Annotated in this window: 13 protein-coding genes and 1 other RNA gene; 6 read left to right on the forward strand and 8 right to left on the reverse strand. The window is 65.9% G+C overall.

What is annotated here, in order from left to right:
- Positions 1 to 19 precede the first annotated feature (19 nt).
- A complete protein-coding gene (locus GY40_RS04185) occupies positions 20 to 502 on the reverse strand; it encodes a MarR family winged helix-turn-helix transcriptional regulator (protein ID WP_156115863.1) in 483 nt (160 codons plus the stop codon).
- Positions 503 to 649: 147 nt separating this feature from the next.
- Between GY40_RS04185 and GY40_RS04190 the strand changes: the two genes are divergently transcribed.
- Positions 650 to 1,072, forward strand: coding sequence for an organic hydroperoxide resistance protein (locus tag GY40_RS04190; RefSeq protein ID WP_038358895.1), 423 nt, complete (start codon positions 650 to 652; stop codon positions 1,070 to 1,072).
- Between the two features lie 64 nt (positions 1,073 to 1,136).
- Here GY40_RS04190 and rnpB read toward each other — a convergent pair.
- An RNA gene (rnpB, locus tag GY40_RS26500) (RNase P RNA component class A) lies at positions 1,137 to 1,528 on the reverse strand.
- Between the two features lie 56 nt (positions 1,529 to 1,584).
- Entirely contained in the window at positions 1,585 to 2,316 is a 732-nt protein-coding gene (locus GY40_RS26430) for a lytic transglycosylase domain-containing protein (RefSeq protein ID WP_051987496.1), read from the reverse strand.
- 312 nt (positions 2,317 to 2,628) lie between these two features.
- On the opposite strand from GY40_RS26430, the gene GY40_RS04200 reads away from it, so the two are divergent.
- From GY40_RS04200 to GY40_RS04210, 3 genes are all read left to right on the forward strand, one after another.
- Positions 2,629 to 3,378 (forward strand): molecular chaperone DjiA, encoded by a 750-nt coding sequence (locus GY40_RS04200; protein ID WP_038358897.1) that lies wholly within the window; start codon positions 2,629 to 2,631, stop codon positions 3,376 to 3,378.
- Positions 3,379 to 3,389: 11 nt separating this feature from the next.
- Complete coding sequence (locus tag GY40_RS04205) at positions 3,390 to 4,208, forward strand: N-acetylmuramoyl-L-alanine amidase (RefSeq protein WP_081925125.1); 819 nt, start codon at positions 3,390 to 3,392, stop codon at positions 4,206 to 4,208.
- A gap of 105 nt (positions 4,209 to 4,313) precedes the next feature.
- Positions 4,314 to 5,249, forward strand: a complete 936-nt coding sequence (locus GY40_RS04210) for a diguanylate cyclase domain-containing protein (protein ID WP_197062696.1) — start codon at positions 4,314 to 4,316, stop codon at positions 5,247 to 5,249.
- Positions 5,250 to 5,291: 42 nt separating this feature from the next.
- Here the strand turns inward: GY40_RS04210 and GY40_RS04215 are convergent, their stop codons facing one another.
- The 5 genes from GY40_RS04215 to GY40_RS04235 form a co-directional block, all read right to left on the reverse strand.
- Positions 5,292 to 5,600 (reverse strand): alkylphosphonate utilization protein, encoded by a 309-nt coding sequence (locus tag GY40_RS04215; protein ID WP_038358901.1) that lies wholly within the window; start codon positions 5,598 to 5,600, stop codon positions 5,292 to 5,294.
- 217 nt (positions 5,601 to 5,817) lie between these two features.
- Positions 5,818 to 9,570: a methionine synthase gene (gene metH / locus GY40_RS04220; RefSeq protein ID WP_038358904.1), complete on the reverse strand. Its 3,753-nt coding sequence runs from the start codon at positions 9,568 to 9,570 to the stop codon at positions 5,818 to 5,820.
- 4 nt (positions 9,571 to 9,574) lie between these two features.
- Complete coding sequence (gene metF / locus GY40_RS04225; RefSeq protein WP_113252494.1) at positions 9,575 to 10,486, reverse strand: methylenetetrahydrofolate reductase [NAD(P)H]; 912 nt, start codon at positions 10,484 to 10,486, stop codon at positions 9,575 to 9,577.
- Positions 10,486 to 11,499 carry an ArsR/SmtB family transcription factor gene (locus GY40_RS04230; RefSeq protein WP_038358909.1) on the reverse strand — a complete coding sequence of 338 codons (1,014 nt, stop codon included), beginning with the start codon at positions 11,497 to 11,499 and terminating at the stop codon, positions 10,486 to 10,488. The genes metF and GY40_RS04230 overlap by 1 nt, the downstream gene beginning before the upstream one ends.
- Positions 11,500 to 11,826: 327 nt before the next feature.
- Positions 11,827 to 12,030, reverse strand: coding sequence for a cold-shock protein (locus GY40_RS04235; RefSeq protein WP_038358911.1), 204 nt, complete (start codon positions 12,028 to 12,030; stop codon positions 11,827 to 11,829).
- A 491-nt stretch (positions 12,031 to 12,521) separates the two neighbouring features.
- Between GY40_RS04235 and GY40_RS04240 the strand changes: the two genes are divergently transcribed.
- Together GY40_RS04240 and GY40_RS26950 are read left to right on the forward strand one after the other, a co-directional pair.
- Positions 12,522 to 13,673 (forward strand): alpha-hydroxy acid oxidase, encoded by a 1,152-nt coding sequence (locus GY40_RS04240; protein ID WP_038358912.1) that lies wholly within the window; start codon positions 12,522 to 12,524, stop codon positions 13,671 to 13,673.
- 23 nt (positions 13,674 to 13,696) lie between these two features.
- Complete coding sequence (locus GY40_RS26950) at positions 13,697 to 15,571, forward strand: acyltransferase family protein (protein WP_081925127.1); 1,875 nt, start codon at positions 13,697 to 13,699, stop codon at positions 15,569 to 15,571.
- The last annotated feature ends 158 nt before the right edge of the window (positions 15,572 to 15,729 follow it).

The raw sequence follows: 15,729 nt of genomic DNA on the forward strand, positions 1-15,729 counted from the left end.
GCCTGCAAAAAATTTCCGCTCAATCCTCGCGGGCGGCCGCCAGCAGGGCATCCCGGACAAGGCCGAGCTGCTCGCGCAGCCCCTTGGCGCCGGGCGCGGTGGCGCCCAGAGCGCAGCCGATCGCCTCCTGAACGCGACGGCCCTGTGCGCGCAGGGCCTCGCCCTTCTCGCTCAGATGGATGCGCACCTGCCGCTCATCGGCCGCGTCGCGCTCGCGCCGGAGGACGCCCGCACTCTCGAGCCGCTTCAGCAGCGGCGTCAGCGTGCCGGAATCCAGCATCAGCCTTTTGCCGAGCGCCTTCACCGTCGGCCCGTCATCTTCCCACAATGCGAGCATGACGAGATATTGCGGATAGGTCAGCCCGAGCTCGGCCAGCACCGGCCGGTAGACGCGGTTGAAGGCATGGCTCGCCTGATAGATCGCGAAGCACAATTGCTGGTCGAGCCGCGGCGTGGCGGCGTCGTTCTGCTCGCGGTCGGATTTGTCCCCGGACACCATCATGCCTCTGCCATCGCCTTCTCAACGCAAAGCCGAAACCGGAGCGACAATCAACTCCGCGTGACCATCTCAAATTTCATTGTTGACAATTTAATTGCACACAATCTAAATGGCAAGCATTGGTTCACCCGAGAGAGAAGGAACCCGACCATGAAGATCCTCTACACCGCCCATGGCTCCGCCACCGGCGGCCGCGAAGGCCAGGCCGCAACCGATACCGGCAACGTCAAGCTCGTGCTGAACACGCCGAAGGAACTCGGCGGCGGCGGCGGCGACGGCACCAATCCCGAGCAGCTTTTCTCGATGGGCTATTCGGCCTGTTTCCTCGGCGCGCTGAAGTTCGTCGCCGGCAAGGAGAAGGTGAAGATCCCGGAAGACGCCCGCGTCAGCGCCGATATCGGCATCGGCCCGCGCGACGACGGCACCGGCTTCGGCATTGCGGCCAAGCTGACGATCTCCGTTCCCGGCGTCGACAGGGCGGTGGTCGAGGACCTCGTCCAGAAGGCCCATATCGTCTGCCCGTATTCCCACGCCACGCGCGGTAACATCGACGTCGAGCTGAAGGTCGCCTGAGAGCCGCACGGTGCAGGACAAGCGAAAGGGCCGGGATCGCTCCCGGCCCTTTCCGCATCCGGTAGGTGCCAGTCGGCCTATAAGCCGGGTTCTGGATGGCCGGAGGATCGCTCCCCCGACGTGACGGCCATTCCTCTGGGACGCGCATTGCTGCGCGCCTCGAGCAACCAACCCGGACGACAAGGCTCAGAAACCAGCCCCTCCCCGCTTGCGCGAAAAGCATCGTCCCTATTCGGTTTTGCTCCCGGTGGGGCTTGCCATGCCGGCCCCGTTGCCGGGCCCGCGGTGCGCTCTTACCGCACCTTTTCACCCTTACCTGCGGCCGAAGCCGAAGGCGGTTCGATCTCTGTGGCGCTTTCCCTGGGGTCGCCCCCGCCGGACGTTATCCGGCACCGTGTTTCCGTGGAGCCCGGACTTTCCTCCCTCGCAAGCGAGAGCGGCCGTCCGGCCGACTGGCGAAGGGGAGATGCGCGCTGGCGCGGCCGGCGTCAAGCGCGGCCGCAAAATAGCGGTCAGTTGCGAGCGGTGATGGTGCGCACTTTGGCACAGTAGGTGCGGTTGGCGCCGTTCATATGCGTCGTCATATGCCCGCTCTGGTACTTCATGACGGTGCGGCAGGTATCGCCGCCGGCCATCCGATAGGCCATCGCCAGATATTTCATGCCGTAGCGGGCGTTGGTCTCGGCATCGAGCAGCCCGTTCGCACCGCCGGAGTAGCCCAGGCCGCGTGCAGTCTGATGGCGGATCTGCATCAGGCCGAAATTGCCGGCATGGGATGCGCGCGGGTTGTAGCGGCTCTCGATCCGCACCACGGCATCGGCCAACGAGAACGGAATCCCGTTCTCGGCGGCATGGCGGGCGACCAGCGCCCTCAGCCCCTCGGAACCGGCCGGCGCGGCGAGCGGCGTCCTGCCGGAACGCGCCTCGGCGGCCTTGACGTGGCGGAGATCTTCCTTCGCGGCGGCACGGGCCTCCTTGCCCGTTTTCGCCGCCGCCTTGGTCGCGGCAGTGCCCAGGCTTCCGGTCGTGTCACCGGCTTTCTCACGGGCAATTTCCGCGTCGCGAACGAGCAGCGCCCTGGGGTCCGTTTCCGCGTTCACGAATTCCCCCGCCGACGCAATCGCGGGAAGGCTAATCAGGAGCGCAGCAGCGAGACCGCCAAAGACATACCGCATGATGAACCGAACCTCATCTGGACAGAACTGATTGGAAGGTGCGGTCAAATGCTGATGGAATGTGTCCATAATCTGACATCATCGACAGAAAAAGACCATGTAGATTGTGAAACGCGGAATTTAATCTATATTAAGCTGCGAAGTATTTAAACGTATTCGGCGGCCCTATAAGCTTCGCCGGCGCATCGGGAGGCGCCGCGAAGCAACAAAAGCGAATCGCGGCCACGTTTCCGCCGCATTCCGATCAATTCGTACGATTCGATGCGTCAGGCCGTCGCGTTGCGGGCTCGTCGACCGGCCGCCTCTTGATCGCAGCCCTCCGCGCTCCCATCATGCAAGCCGCGCTTCGGCGCATGGGATTCACGGGAGACCCGGCCTTTTATGGCTTCATCATTCTGGGGTGCGCTCGGTGGCGGCGGGCTTGGGCTCGCGCTGGGCGGCCCGTTGGGCGCGCTCCTGGGGGCTCTCGCCGGGCATGTGCTGATCGATCGCGAAGGCGCTCCCTTCGGCCCGGCCCCGCGCGAGCTCGTCTTCACCACCGGCCTCGTCGCGCTGGCCGCCAAGATGGCGCGCTCAGACGGTGTCGTGACCTGTGACGAGGTCACCGCGTTCCGGCGCATCGTCGATGTGCCGGCCGATCAGCAGGAGCGTGTCGAGGCGCTGTTCAATCTCGCCAAGCAGACCAGCGCCGGCTTCGAGGCCTATGCCACGCAGATCGCGGGCGCGTTCCATGACGAGCCGGCGCTGCTGGAGGACGTGCTCGACGGCCTCTTCCTGATCGCTGCCGCCGATGGCGCGATCCATGAGGCCGAGCATGCCTATCTCCGTGCCGTCGCCGGTATCTTCGGCATCGCCGACAGCGACTTCGCCCGCATCGAGGCGCGGCATGTCCGCCGCCGCGACGATCCCTATCTGGTCATCGGCGCCAACCGCGAGATGAACGATGACGAGCTGAAACGGCATTATCGCCGCCTCGTCGCGGCGACGCATCCGGACCGCGAGATCGCGCGGGGCCTTCCGGCCGAAGCCGTCGCGATCGCGACCAAGCGTCTCGCGGCCATCAATGCCGCCTGGGACGCGATCCAGCACGAGCGCGGCCTGCATCGCCGCCTCTCGCATCAGCCCGCCTGACACGCCATCCCATGGACGAGATCGTCAGCTCCGCCGCAGCCAATCCCGCCTCAGCCGGACCGGACAGCCGCTTCGCCGCCAAGATCTTCCCCTCGCCCAACCATGGCGAGCGGAAGAACCCCGACGGCACGCCCGGCCGCCGGCCCGACATGCTGATCCTGCACTACACCGGCATGCCGATCGCGGGAGAGGCGCTGCAATGGCTGTGCAACCCGGTCTCGCAGGTCTCCTCGCATTATTTCGTCTTCGAGAACGGCCATACGCTCCAGCTCGTGCCGGAGGGCCGGCGTGCCTGGCATGCCGGCGCTTCGCATTGGGCCGGCGAGACCGACATCAACTCCTGCTCGATCGGCATCGAGATCGCCAATCCCGGCCACCCCGGCGGCCTGCCCGACTTTCCCGATGCGCAGATCGCGGCGACGCTGAACCTCTGCCGCGACATCTGCGAGCGCTGGTCGATCCCGCCCGAGCGGGTGCTCGCCCATTCGGACGTTGCGCCCGGCCGCAAGATCGACCCCGGCGAGAAATTTCCCTGGCGGCATTTCGCGGAAGGCGGCGTCGGCCTCTGGACTGAAGCCCCGCCGATTCGCGGCGGGCGCTTCTTCGCCCGTGGCGAGAGCGGCCAGCCGGTCGAGGCGCTGCAGGCCATGTTCGCCATGCTCGGCTATGGCGTCGCGGTCGACGGCGTCTTCGACGAGAAGCTGGAAGCGGTCGTCGCCGCCTTCCAGCGCCACTGGCGCCCGGAGAAGGTCGACGGCGTCGCCGATTCCTCCACGATCACGACGTTACGCGACCTGCTCGCCGCGACGCAGGGCGCGCGCATGGCCTGATCGCGATCCCGTGAGGAGCCGCAGGCCCGGGAAGCTCTCACAAGGCTCGCTTAACTCCCCTGCTCTATTGTAGTTTGTCCGGCTAGGCGACCGGAGGGGATGGCCTTGAACATCGAGCAGCAGCGCATCGCTTCGGAGCTCTGTCGGGTTTCCGGCAAGCCCTCCTCCATCGGGGCCTGGGAGTGCAATCTCGCAAACGTGTCGCTGAGCTGGACCGACGGGGTCTACGATCTGTTCGGCCTGCGGCGCGGCTCGACGATCCAGCGTTCGTCGATCCTCGACCTCTATGAGGAAAGCTCGCGCACCGAGATGGATCGGCTGCGCAGCAAGGCGATCCGCACCGGCGAGGCCTTCTCCCTCGACTGCCGCATTCGCACCGCAAGCAACGAGAAGCGCTGGATGCGCCTGATCGTCGGCGTCGGCTATCAGCATGGCCGCCCGTTCCGCATCTTCGGCTCGAAGCAGGATGTCACCGCCGAGAAAGGCCTTTGGACAGGCCTCGCCACGCTGAAGCAGCGCGATCCACTCGTCGAGCGCTCGGCTCGGCGCAGCTTCGAGGACCTCGTCGCCCAGGCCTTGCTCGACCGGCGCTTCGAACAGGAAACCTTCGCGCTGATTATGCTCGACATCGATGATTTTCACGACATCGTTGATGCTTTCGGAGCGGCGGCCAGCGATGAATTGCTGCTCCGCTTCGAAGAGCGGCTCGCCCGGCTCTTCCCCGATGCTTTCGCCAGCAGCCGCATCGGCAAGAGCCAGTTCGCCCTGCTGCTGCGGATGTCGGCCGGGCAGCAGCGCCTCGCCGCCAGTCTCGAGAACGCGCAGCATCTGTTGTCCCGCCCGATCATGCGCGGACATGCGGTGATCGACTTCACGATCTCGATCGGCGCTGTCGTCCTCGATGGCGAACGCCACCGCGATCCCGCGGCCCTCTTTGCCGAGGCCCATGCCGCGCTTCACGTCGCCGGCATGACCGGCGGCAACACCTTGCAGATGTTCGATCGTCCCCTGGCAAGCCCGCCATTGCGCCTGGCACAGTGAGTCTCGTATAGGCCCCGGCGCAGCGCGCCGGTCGCCGGCGCCTCAGCGCTTGCGCACGAACTCGGTGCGCAGCACGAGTCCCTTGATGGCATCGTGGCGGCAATCGATCTCGTCGGGATCATCAGTCAGGCGGATCGAGCGGATCACCGTCCCCTGCTTAAGGGTCTGGCCGGCGCCTTTCACCTTGAGATCCTTGATCAGAACGACGGAATCGCCGTCGGCCAGCACATTGCCGGCGGCGTCGCGGACCTCGACGCGTGCGCTCGCGGCAGCAGCAGCCGCCACCTCCGAAGCCGGGCGCCACTCGCCCGTCGCCTCGTCGTAGACGTAATCGTCGTTATCGTCGGCCATGGTCACTCCGCCCGGCTTGCCGCCGGGCAACTCCCGACCGGCGCGGGTTAAACGAGCCGGTCCGATAATTCAACACGCCGGATCTGTATAATCGGCATCCGCGGCGTCATTCCCGGACGCAGCGAAGCGCAGAGCCGAGACTCTCGTTCAGGAAGGGACGCCGGGCTTGGCCTCCGGCAGGAGAACCCGGGTCGAGCCCGGGCATGACACCTGCTGCTTACTCCGCCGCCTGCAAACGATAGGCGGTGGCGTCGTAGTTCAGGATCGGCGCCAGCCAGCGCTCGACCTGCTCGATACTCATGCCCTTGCGCTTGGCATAGTCCTCGACCTGGTCGCGCTCGACCTTGGCGACGCCGAAATAATAGGCCTCCGGGTGCGAGAGATAGAGGCCCGAGACCGAGGAGCCGGGCCACATCGCATAGCTCTCGGTTAGCTTCACGCCGACGCGCCGCTCCGCCTGCAGCAGCTCGAACAGCGTCGCCTTCTCCGTATGGTCGGGCTGGGCCGGATAGCCCGGCGCGGGACGGATGCCCTGATATTCCTCGCGGATCAGATCCTCGTTGGAGAAGGCCTCATCCGGCGCATAGCCCCAGAACTCCTTGCGCACGAGCTGATGCATGCGCTCGGCGAAGGCTTCCGCGAAGCGATCCGCCAGCGCCTTGACCATGATCGAGCGGTAGTCGTCATTGTCGCGGGCGAACTTCTCGGAGATGCGTTCCTCCTCCGCGCCCGATGTGACGACAAAGGCGCCGATATAATCGGGAGCCCCGCCTTCCGGCGCGACGAAGTCGGAGATGCACATATTCGGCTTGCCATCGCGCTTGGAAAGCTGCTGGCGCAGGCCGTGGAAGGTGGCGAGCGTCTCCTGCCGGCTCTCGCCGGTATAGAGGCGGATATCGTCGCCGACGGCGTTCGCGGGCCAGAAGCCGATCACCGCCTTCGGATTGAACCAGCGCTCCTCGACGACGCGCTTCAGCATCGTCTGCGCATCGTCCCAGAGCGCGCGCGCCGCCTCGCCCTGCTTCTCGTCCTCCAGGATGGCCGGGAAGCGGCCCTTCAGCTCCCAGGTCTGGAAGAACGGCGTCCAGTCGATCACTGGCACGAGATCGGCGATGTCATAGGTCCGGAACACGCGGGTGCCGAGGAAGCTCGGCTTCGGCGGCAGATAGCTCGTCCAGTCCGGCCTGAAGGCGTTGGCGCGCGCCTTCTCCAGCGGCAGGCGCTGCTTGTCGGCCTCCGAGCGGCGATGGGCGGCGGCAACCTTGGCGTATTCGGCCTTGATGCCGTCGACATAGGCCGGCTTCTGCTCCTGCGAGAGCAGGGTCGAGACCACGCCGACAGCGCGCGACGCGTCGGTGACATAGACCGTCTGGCCCTTTTCATAGGCCGGATGGATCTTCACCGCCGTATGGACGCGGCTCGTCGTCGCCCCGCCGATCAGCAGCGGAATCTCGAAGCCCTCCCGCTCCATCTCGGAGGCGACGGTCACCATCTCGTCGAGCGAGGGCGTGATCAGGCCGGAGAGCCCGATGATATCGACGTTTTCCTTGCGTGCCGTGTCGAGGATCTTCTGCGTCGGCACCATCACGCCGAGGTCGATGACCTCGTAATTGTTGCACTGGAGCACGACGCCGACGATGTTCTTGCCGATGTCGTGGACATCGCCCTTCACCGTCGCCATCAGCACCTTGCCGGCGGCCGAGCGTTCGCCGCCGCCATTCAGGCGCTTCTCCTCCTCCATATAGGGCATGAGATAGGCGACGGCCTGCTTCATCACGCGGGCCGACTTCACCACCTGCGGCAGGAACATCTTGCCGGCGCCGAACAGGTCGCCGACCACGTTCATACCGGCCATCAGCGGCCCTTCGATGACATGGAGCGGCTTCTCGGCCTTCAGCCGCGCCTCTTCCGTGTCGATATCGATGAATTCGGTGATGCCGGCGACCAGCGCATGCTCAAGCCGCTTCTCGACCGGCAGCTCCCGCCAGGCCAGGTCCTTGCCGGACGTCGCGACCGAACCATCGCCCTTGAAGCGCGGCGCCGCCTCCAGCAGCCGCTCGGTCGCATCCTTGCGGCGGTTGAGGACGACATCCTCGCAGAGCTCGCGCAGTTCGGGGTCGAGATCGTCATAGGAGCCGAGCTGGCCTGCATTGACGATGCCCATATCCATGCCGACCTTGATGCAGTGGTACAGGAAGACCGAGTGCATGGCTTCGCGGACCTTCTCGTTGCCGCGGAACGAGAAGGACAGGTTCGAGACGCCGCCCGAGACATGGGCATGCGGCAGGGTTTCGCGGATCGTCTTCGTGGCCTCGATGAAATCGTTGCCGTAATTGTCGTGTTCCTCGATGCCCGTCGCCACCGCGAAGATGTTCGGGTCGAAGATGATGTCCTCGGGCGGGAAGCCGATCTCCTCGGTCAGGAGCTTGTAGGCGCGCGTGCAGATCTCGATCTTGCGGGCATAGGTGTCGGCCTGGCCGGCCTCGTCGAAGGCCATGACGACGACGGCCGCGCCGTAGTTGCGGCAGATGCGGGCATGTTCGAGGAAGGCCGCCTCGCCCTCCTTCATCGAGATCGAGTTGACGATCGGCTTGCCCTGGATCGTCTTCAGCCCGGCCTCGATGACATGGAACTTCGAGGAATCGACCATGATCGGAACGCGGCTGATATCCGGCTCCGAGGCGATCAGGTTGCAGAACTCCGTCATCGCCTTCTCGGAATCGAGCAGGCCCTCATCCATGTTGATGTCGATGACCTGCGCACCGTTGGCGACCTGGTCGCGCGCCACGTCGAGCGCGGCCGCGTAGTCGCCGGCCGTGACGAGCTTTCTGAACTTCGCCGAGCCGGTGACGTTGGTCCGCTCGCCGATATTGACGAAGGGGATGGTCTCGTCGAGCGTGAAGGGCTCCAGCCCCGCGAGCCTGAGATAGGGCTTCACCTCCGGCATCTGGCGCGGCGCCTTGCCGGCGACGGCCTCCGCGATGGCGCGGATATGGTCCGGGGTGGTGCCACAGCAGCCGCCGACGACATTGACGAAGCCGGCATCGGCGAACTCGGCCAGCATCTTGGCCGTGGCTTCGGGCCGTTCGTCATAAAGGCCGAATTCGTTGGGCAGGCCGGCATTGGGATAGGCGCAGACCAGCGTGTCCGCGACGCGCGACATGTCCTTGATATGCGCCCGCATCTCGCGCGCGCCGAGCGCGCAGTTGAGCCCGACCGTCAGCGGCGCGGCATGGCGCACGGCGTTCCAGAAGGCCTCGACCGTCTGGCCCGACAGCGTGCGGCCGGAGAGATCGGTGATCGTGCCGGAGATCATCACCGGCAAGCGGATACCCTTGGCCCGGAACACCTCCTCGATCGCGACGATCGCGGCCTTGGCGTTCAGCGTGTCGAAGATCGTCTCGATCAGCAGCAGTTCCGAGCCACCGTCGATCAGCCCCGTCACCTGCTCGGCATAGGCGTCGCGGACCTGATCGAAGGTCACGGCACGGAAGCCGGGGTTGTTGACATCAGGCGAGATCGAGAGCGTGCGGTTGGTCGGGCCGATGGCGCCGGCGACATAGCGGCGGCGGCCATCCTCCTTTTGCGCGATGGCCCCTGCCTCGCGGGCGATGCGGGCGCATTCGACGTTCAGCTCATAGACCAGCGCCTCCATGCCGTAATCGGCCTGGGCGATCGAGGTGCCGGAGAAGGTGTTGGTCTCGACGATGTCGGCACCGGCCCGGAAATAGGCGAGATGGATGTCGCGCAGCGCATCGGGCTGCGTCAGGGCGATGATGTCGTTGTTGCCCTTCAGGTCGTGGTTGAAACCCTTGAAGCGCTCGCCGCGGAAATCGGCTTCCGAAAGCTTGAGGTCCTGGATCTGCGTACCCATCGCGCCATCGAGCACGAGGATGCGTTCCCGCGCGGCCTCGCGCAGCGAGCGCTCGATCTCGGCGCCATCGACCGGAGCTGGCTTGTAGTCGGACATCAGTCTACTCCGCCGCCACGGCCTGCGCCGCCGGCTTCTCGGGCTTGAGGCCGACGAGATGGCAGATGGCGTAGACGAGGTCGGCCTTGTTCATCGTGTAGAAATGCAAATCGGTGACGCCGCGGTCGATCAGGTCGAGCACCTGCTCGGCGCAGACGGCCGCCGCCACCAGCCGGCGCGTCGCGGCGTCGTCCTCCAGCCCTTCGAAACGGTCGGCCAGCCATTGCGGCACGCTGGCGCCGGTCTTGCGGGCGAAACTCGCGGTCTGCTTGAAGTTCTGCACCGGCACGATGCCGGGCAGGATCGGGATCTCGATGCCGCGCGCGCGGACCTTGTCGAGATAGCGGAAATAGACGTCGTTATCGAAGAAGAACTGGGTGATCGCCCGCGTCGCGCCGGCATCGACCTTCTTCTGCAGCGCATCGATGTCGGCATCGAGCGAAGCCGCTTCCGGATGCTTCTCCGGATAGGCCGAGACCGTGACCTCGAAATCGCCGATCGCCTTCAGACCGGCGACGAGATCGGAGGTCTGGTGATAGCCTTCCGGATGCGCTTCGTAAGTCGTGCCGAGGCCGCCGGCCGGGTCGCCGCGCAGCGCCACGACATGGCGCACGCCGGCATCCCAATAGGAACGGATCACCTCGTCCACTTCCGCTTTCGAGGCCGAGACGCAGGTGAGATGCGCAGCAGGCTTCAGCGCGGTCTCCTCGACCATGCGCTTCACCGTGGCGTGGGTGCGCTCGCGGGTCGAGCCACCGGCGCCATAGGTCACGGAGACGAAGCTGGGACCGAGCGGCTCGAGCCGGCGCACACTCTCCCAGAGAGCAACCTCCATCTCCTCCGACTTCGGCGGGAAGAATTCGAAGGAGACGCGCGGACGGCGCGAACCGTGCCGGCTCGGGCGAAAGGCATTCATCAGGCAACCTCGAGATTGATCTTGCGGGCCGGCGGATCGGCCTGGACGCGCCGGTCGCGCCCGCGCCAGAGCATGACCGGGAGCTGGCCCGAGCCGCCATCGGCAAGCGTCACCTCCTGCGAGAGATCGCAGGCGAGCCCGGCCTCAGTGAACCAGCCCGCGATCTGCTGGCGCGAGAAGCCAAGCCGGCGATGCGCATGCTCGCTGCGCAGGAATTCCATCTCGTGCGGGGCGAAATCGACCACGATCAACCGACCGCCCGGCGCCAGCATGGCCGCAGCCTCGCGCACCGCCCGGCCGGGATCGTCGAGGAAATGCAGCACCTGATGGACGACGACGAGATCGAAGGAGCCGCGCGCAAAAGGCAAAGCATAGATGTCGCCCTGCCTGAGCTCGACGCGCGAGAGCCCCGCCTGCTCCAGATTGGCGCGCGCCACCGCCAGCATCGCATGGTTGGCGTCGACGCCGACGGCCCGGCCGAACTTCGGCGCGATCCGCTCCAGCATCCGCCCCGTTCCGGTGCCGAGATCGAGCATGGCGCCGGGCGTGCCCTCGCCCACCGCCCGTTCGACCGCCGCCTCGACGACATGATCGGGCACGTGCAAGCCGCGCAACCGGTCCCAGTCGCGCGCGACGCTGGCGAAATAGCTTTGCGCGGCCTCGGCCCGCGTCGCCCTGACGGCGGCGAGCCTTTCACGGTCGGCGGCGAGCACCGGATCGCTCAGATCGAGCCATGCGGCGAGCGAGGCGGCGAAGGCCCCGCCCGGCCCGGTCTCGTCGAGCCGGAAGAAGGCCCAGGCGCCCTCGCGTGAGCGTCGCACCAGCCCGGCTTCGGCCAAGAGCTTGAGATGGCGCGAGATGCGCGGCTGCGACTGGCCGAGAATGTCGGTGAGGTCTGAGACCGAAAGCTCGCCTTCGGAGAGCAGCGCGATGATGCGCAGCCGCGTCTCCTCGCCGGCCGCCCTCAGGCCTGCCAGAAGCACATCGGAGGACAATGCCGTCGGCTGTCGCACGCAAACACCTCCCACGCTCGAAAAAAGATATAAAGATATCTTTATGTCAAAAGCGTCGTTCGTGCAAGCGAATTATCGTGCGGAAAACAGGACGACGTTCCGCGGCGCGCCTGCGCCGGACGTCTCGCGCAGCGCGGCTGTGGTTTCTGAGCCTGGTGAATTGGGATGGCCTGGGGTGCGTCCCTGGATCTGCCTTGAATGACGGCTCCACCGTCCGGCCGCGCAGGGCAGGCCGACCTTGTTCACGGCAGCGCCCATCGACGATGGGACAATTCTCCGCCGCTCCAACCGGAGCGGCGGGTCGCATAGGTCACGAGATCGGTTGGTTCAGAGGAGCTTCAGATCCCCTGCCGCAGTCTTGCCGCGCTCCGTCTTGAGCTCGAACGCGATTTTCTGCCCTTCCGTCAGCGTCATCATGCCAGCTTCCTTTACGGCAGTGATGTGCACGAACACATCCTTGCCGCCGTCCGCCGGTTGAATGAAGCCGTATCCTTTCTCGGTATTGAACCATTTAACGGTTCCGGTCGCCATCGCCATATCCCTCGAAGCCGCGCCCACCAGCCCTCGGACCGCAATCCGCAAGCCGGCAATAAAGAATTGACCGAAAATTCGACCTTGTCGAGGCCAAAGGCAAGGCAGACGAAACGTTGTGATTTAAGACTTCGCCAAGATCACCCGGCACTGACCTCTATGGGGAACGAAGCGTCGGGATGGAATTCGCCTTCACCCGAGGCGGGAATGCCATGCCGCCCCCCCAAAGGGCCATCGCCGCACGCCAGCCCGAGCGAGAAGGCACCCGCCGAGCCTTGCCGGCCGGAGCCTGACTTTGCGGAATGTAGCCGCTCCGTTTTGCCTGCAACTGCCCCGACCCCGTCGCCTGCGGCATAGCGGCCTGCTCCGGGAGTGTTGCCTGCCACCGCCATCTGTGCGACCGAGCAGGTCTCGACTGTCCAGGGCATTGTCGTGGCGAAAATCGGTTTTCGCGAAGGCAATGCCGAGAGGAATTTGGAGCCGCAACGACCATGGCCCAGCCCCTGACCATCGAAGATCTGCGCCTGCTGGCGAAGCGCCGCGTGCCGCGCATGTTCTACGATTACGCCGATTCCGGCGCCTGGACCGAGGGCACCTATCGCGCCAACGAGGCCGACTTCGCCAAGATCAAGCTGCGCCAGCGCGTCGCCGTCGATATGACCGATCGATCGCTCGCCAGCGAGATGATCGGCCAGCCGGTTGCGATGCCCGTCGCGCTCGCTCCCACCGGCCTCACCGGCATGCAACACGCCGACGGCGAGATCCTCGCCGCCAAGGCCGCCGCCAAGGCGGGCGTGCCCTTCACGCTCTCGACCATGAGCATCTGCTCGATCGAGGACGTGGCGAACCACACCAGCGCGCCCTTCTGGTTCCAGCTCTATGTGATGAAGGACCGCGACTTCATCTCGCGCCTGATCCAGCGCGCCAAGGCCGCCGGCTGCTCGGCCCTGGTGCTGACGCTGGACCTGCAGATCCTCGGCCAGCGCCACAAGGACATCCGCAACGGCCTCTCCGCCCCGCCGAAGCCGACGCTGGCCAATCTCATCAACCTCGCCTTCAAGCCGCGCTGGTGCCTGAAGATGCTGGACACGCCGCGCCGGCAGTTCGGCAACATCGTCGGCCACGTCACCGGCGTCGCCGACATGTCCTCGCTCTCCTCCTGGACCGCCAGCCAGTTCGACCCGAAGCTGAACTGGGACGATGTCCAGTGGATCAAGGAGCAATGGGGCGGCAAGCTGATCCTGAAGGGCATCCTCGATCCCGAGGACGCCGAGATGGCCGCGAAAAGCGGCGCCGACGCCCTGATCGTCTCGAACCATGGCGGCCGCCAGCTCGATGGCGCGCTGTCCTCGATCGAGGCCCTGCCCGGCATCGTCGAGCAGGTCGGCAACCGCATCGAGGTGCTGTTCGACGGCGGCATCCGCTCGGGCCAGGACGTGCTCAAGGCGGTCGCGCTCGGCGCCAAGGGCACCTTCATCGGCCGCGCCTTCCTCTATGGGCTCGGCGCGATGGGCGAGCAGGGCGTGACGGCCGCGCTCGACATCATCCGCAAGGAGCTCGACGTCACCATGGCACTCTGCGGCAAGCGCGACATCAAGGATGTCGACGCCAGCATCCTCGTCGGCGGCAAGCCGAAGCACTGATCCACGGGCAGGAAAGACGCGCCGTGAGACGGCAAGACGATGTATCGATCGAGGCGGCCGGGCCGGCCGCTCCGGTCGCGACCGCTGCTGCAGGCACAAGGTGGTGGTGGCTGAACGGCCCCTCCTTCGCCGAGCGCCTGGCCGCCGCCGGCAACCGGCCGGCTGGCTTCGACTATCTGCGCCTGCTGCTCTCGACGCTCGTCATCGTCACACATGCGGTCGGCGTGGCCTATGGCGTCGGCGAGACGTTGCGTGTCTTCGGCGGCGCATGGCGCCCGGCGGTCGCGCTGATCCTGCCGATGTTCTTCGCGCTCAGCGGCTTTCTCGTCGCCGGCAGCCTCGAGCGCTGCCGGTCGCTGATCTCCTTTCTCGGCCTGCGCCTGATCCGGCTGGTGCCGGCGCTCGCCGTGGAGACCTTTGCCGCCATCGTCATCGGCGCGATCTTCACGACGCTGCCGCTGACGGAGTATTTTAGCAGTCCGCTCTTCCGGCAGTATTTCCTGAACATCCTCGGCGTCGTCCAGTTTCTCCTGCCGGGCGTGTTTCTGGGCAATCCCTGGTCAGGACTGGTCAACGGCCAGCTCTGGACCCTGCCCTGGGAGCTGTATTGCTACCTGATCATCGCCGGCATCACCGCGCTGGGGCTGTTGCGCCGGGAGGATCGCGCGCTTGCAACGATCCTCATCGTCCACGCCGTCATTTTCGTCATCTACGTCCTGATCAGGCGTCACCAGCCGGGCGTCACCGTTTCGGGCCCCGTGCTGATCCTCTGCTTCCTCTATGGCATCGGCGTCTATCTGTTCCGGAAGCGGATCATCTGGAGCAAGGCGCTGTTCGCGCTGGCCCTCGCCGCGACGCTGCTGGGGCTGAGCGTCCCCGGCGGCGACTACCTGATCGCCCTGCCCTGCGCCTATCTCACCGCCTTCCTCGGGCTCACCAGCCCGCGCCGCAGCTGGCTGGTCTCGTCGGGCGACTATTCCTACGGCCTGTTCCTCTACGGCTTCCCGATCCAGCAGGCCGTGGTCGCGACCTTCGGCGCGGGCCAGTCCTGGTGGGCCAATGCCGCCATCTCCTGGTGCCTGGCCTTCGCTCTCGCCTTCCTCTCCTGGCATCTCGTCGAAAAGAACGCCATGAAGCTACGCCCCCGCCTCCTTGCGACCGAAGCAAGCCTGCTCGCGCGCCTGCCGGCGCCGGATGCGTTTACTGGCTGGCTCCGCTCCCGCCGCGTCCTTACCGCCCTCGCCGTGGTGCTCGTCGCCGCCGCCGCCACCGGCACCTATCTCGCGCTGCGCAAACCGGCGGAGAACTTCCCGCTACTGGCCCGGCTCGCGGTCATCAACGCCCATATCGGCGAGGCCGATCCGGACTATGTCTTCATCGCGGGCGATTCCAATGCCGAGATGATCAACGCGACCCATCGCCTCTGCGGCCGCAATGTCGTCAATGCCGGCATCAGCGGCGCCAAGATGACGGATATGAACGGCCATTGGGCGACATTCGCCTTTACGAAAAAGCCCGGCAGCATCGTCATCCTGATCGGCACCAACGATCTGCATCGCAAACGCAAGCCGACCCAACCGAAATACCTCGACGCCTTCGAACGCAATGCCGACCGGCTGATCGCCAGCGCGGCCGCTCTGTCCACGAAGGTCTTCGTCGCCGCGGTTCCCCCGGCTGAGCCCGGAATGATCAAGTATTATGAGCCGGCAGCGGTGGTCGCGCTGTCCGAGAGGCTGAAGCGGGCCTGCGATCGCCACGCCTGCACCTTCATCGACCCCTTCGCCGGCACCCGCGACGGAACCGAGGGCTTCGCCAAGCCGGACAGCACCCATGACGGCATCCATGTCCGCTCCTATCGGGACGCCATGGCATCGGTCGAGGCCCAAATCTGCAGCTGACCGGGCAGCGCTCTGCACTCTGGCGCATGGATCTCGTTAGACCGCCGGCCCGGAAACTGGTCTGGCCCGGCGGATCAAATCCACCGGGCCTTTGCATTGCGATCACCGCTTCACGCCCAATTGGGCATGGCGATGGATCGGAGGTCTTTAGAGCGGCC

This window comes from Allobosea sp. UNC402CLCol (assembly GCF_000745475.1).
GTDB classification, from domain to species: Bacteria; Pseudomonadota; Alphaproteobacteria; order Rhizobiales; family Beijerinckiaceae; genus Allobosea; species Allobosea spartocytisi.

What these genes read in the sequence shown, in the direction of transcription:
- metH (WP_038358904.1), bottom strand. Translation starts at nt 9,570, where the DNA reads ATGTCCGACTACAAGCCAGCTCCGGTCGATGGCGCCGAGATCGAGCGC.
- metF (WP_113252494.1), bottom strand. Translation starts at nt 10,486, where the DNA reads ATGAATGCCTTTCGCCCGAGCCGGCACGGTTCGCGCCGTCCGCGCGTC.
- GY40_RS04185 (WP_156115863.1), bottom strand. Translation starts at nt 502, where the DNA reads ATGATGGTGTCCGGGGACAAATCCGACCGCGAGCAGAACGACGCCGCC.
- GY40_RS26430 (WP_051987496.1), bottom strand. Translation starts at nt 2,316, where the DNA reads ATGGACACATTCCATCAGCATTTGACCGCACCTTCCAATCAGTTCTGT.
- GY40_RS04240 (WP_038358912.1), top strand. Translation starts at nt 12,522, where the DNA reads ATGGCCCAGCCCCTGACCATCGAAGATCTGCGCCTGCTGGCGAAGCGC.
- GY40_RS04215 (WP_038358901.1), bottom strand. Translation starts at nt 5,600, where the DNA reads ATGGCCGACGATAACGACGATTACGTCTACGACGAGGCGACGGGCGAG.
- GY40_RS04205 (WP_081925125.1), top strand. Translation starts at nt 3,390, where the DNA reads ATGGACGAGATCGTCAGCTCCGCCGCAGCCAATCCCGCCTCAGCCGGA.
- GY40_RS04190 (WP_038358895.1), top strand. Translation starts at nt 650, where the DNA reads ATGAAGATCCTCTACACCGCCCATGGCTCCGCCACCGGCGGCCGCGAA.
- GY40_RS04200 (WP_038358897.1), top strand. Translation starts at nt 2,629, where the DNA reads ATGGCTTCATCATTCTGGGGTGCGCTCGGTGGCGGCGGGCTTGGGCTC.
- GY40_RS04235 (WP_038358911.1), bottom strand. Translation starts at nt 12,030, where the DNA reads ATGGCGACCGGAACCGTTAAATGGTTCAATACCGAGAAAGGATACGGC.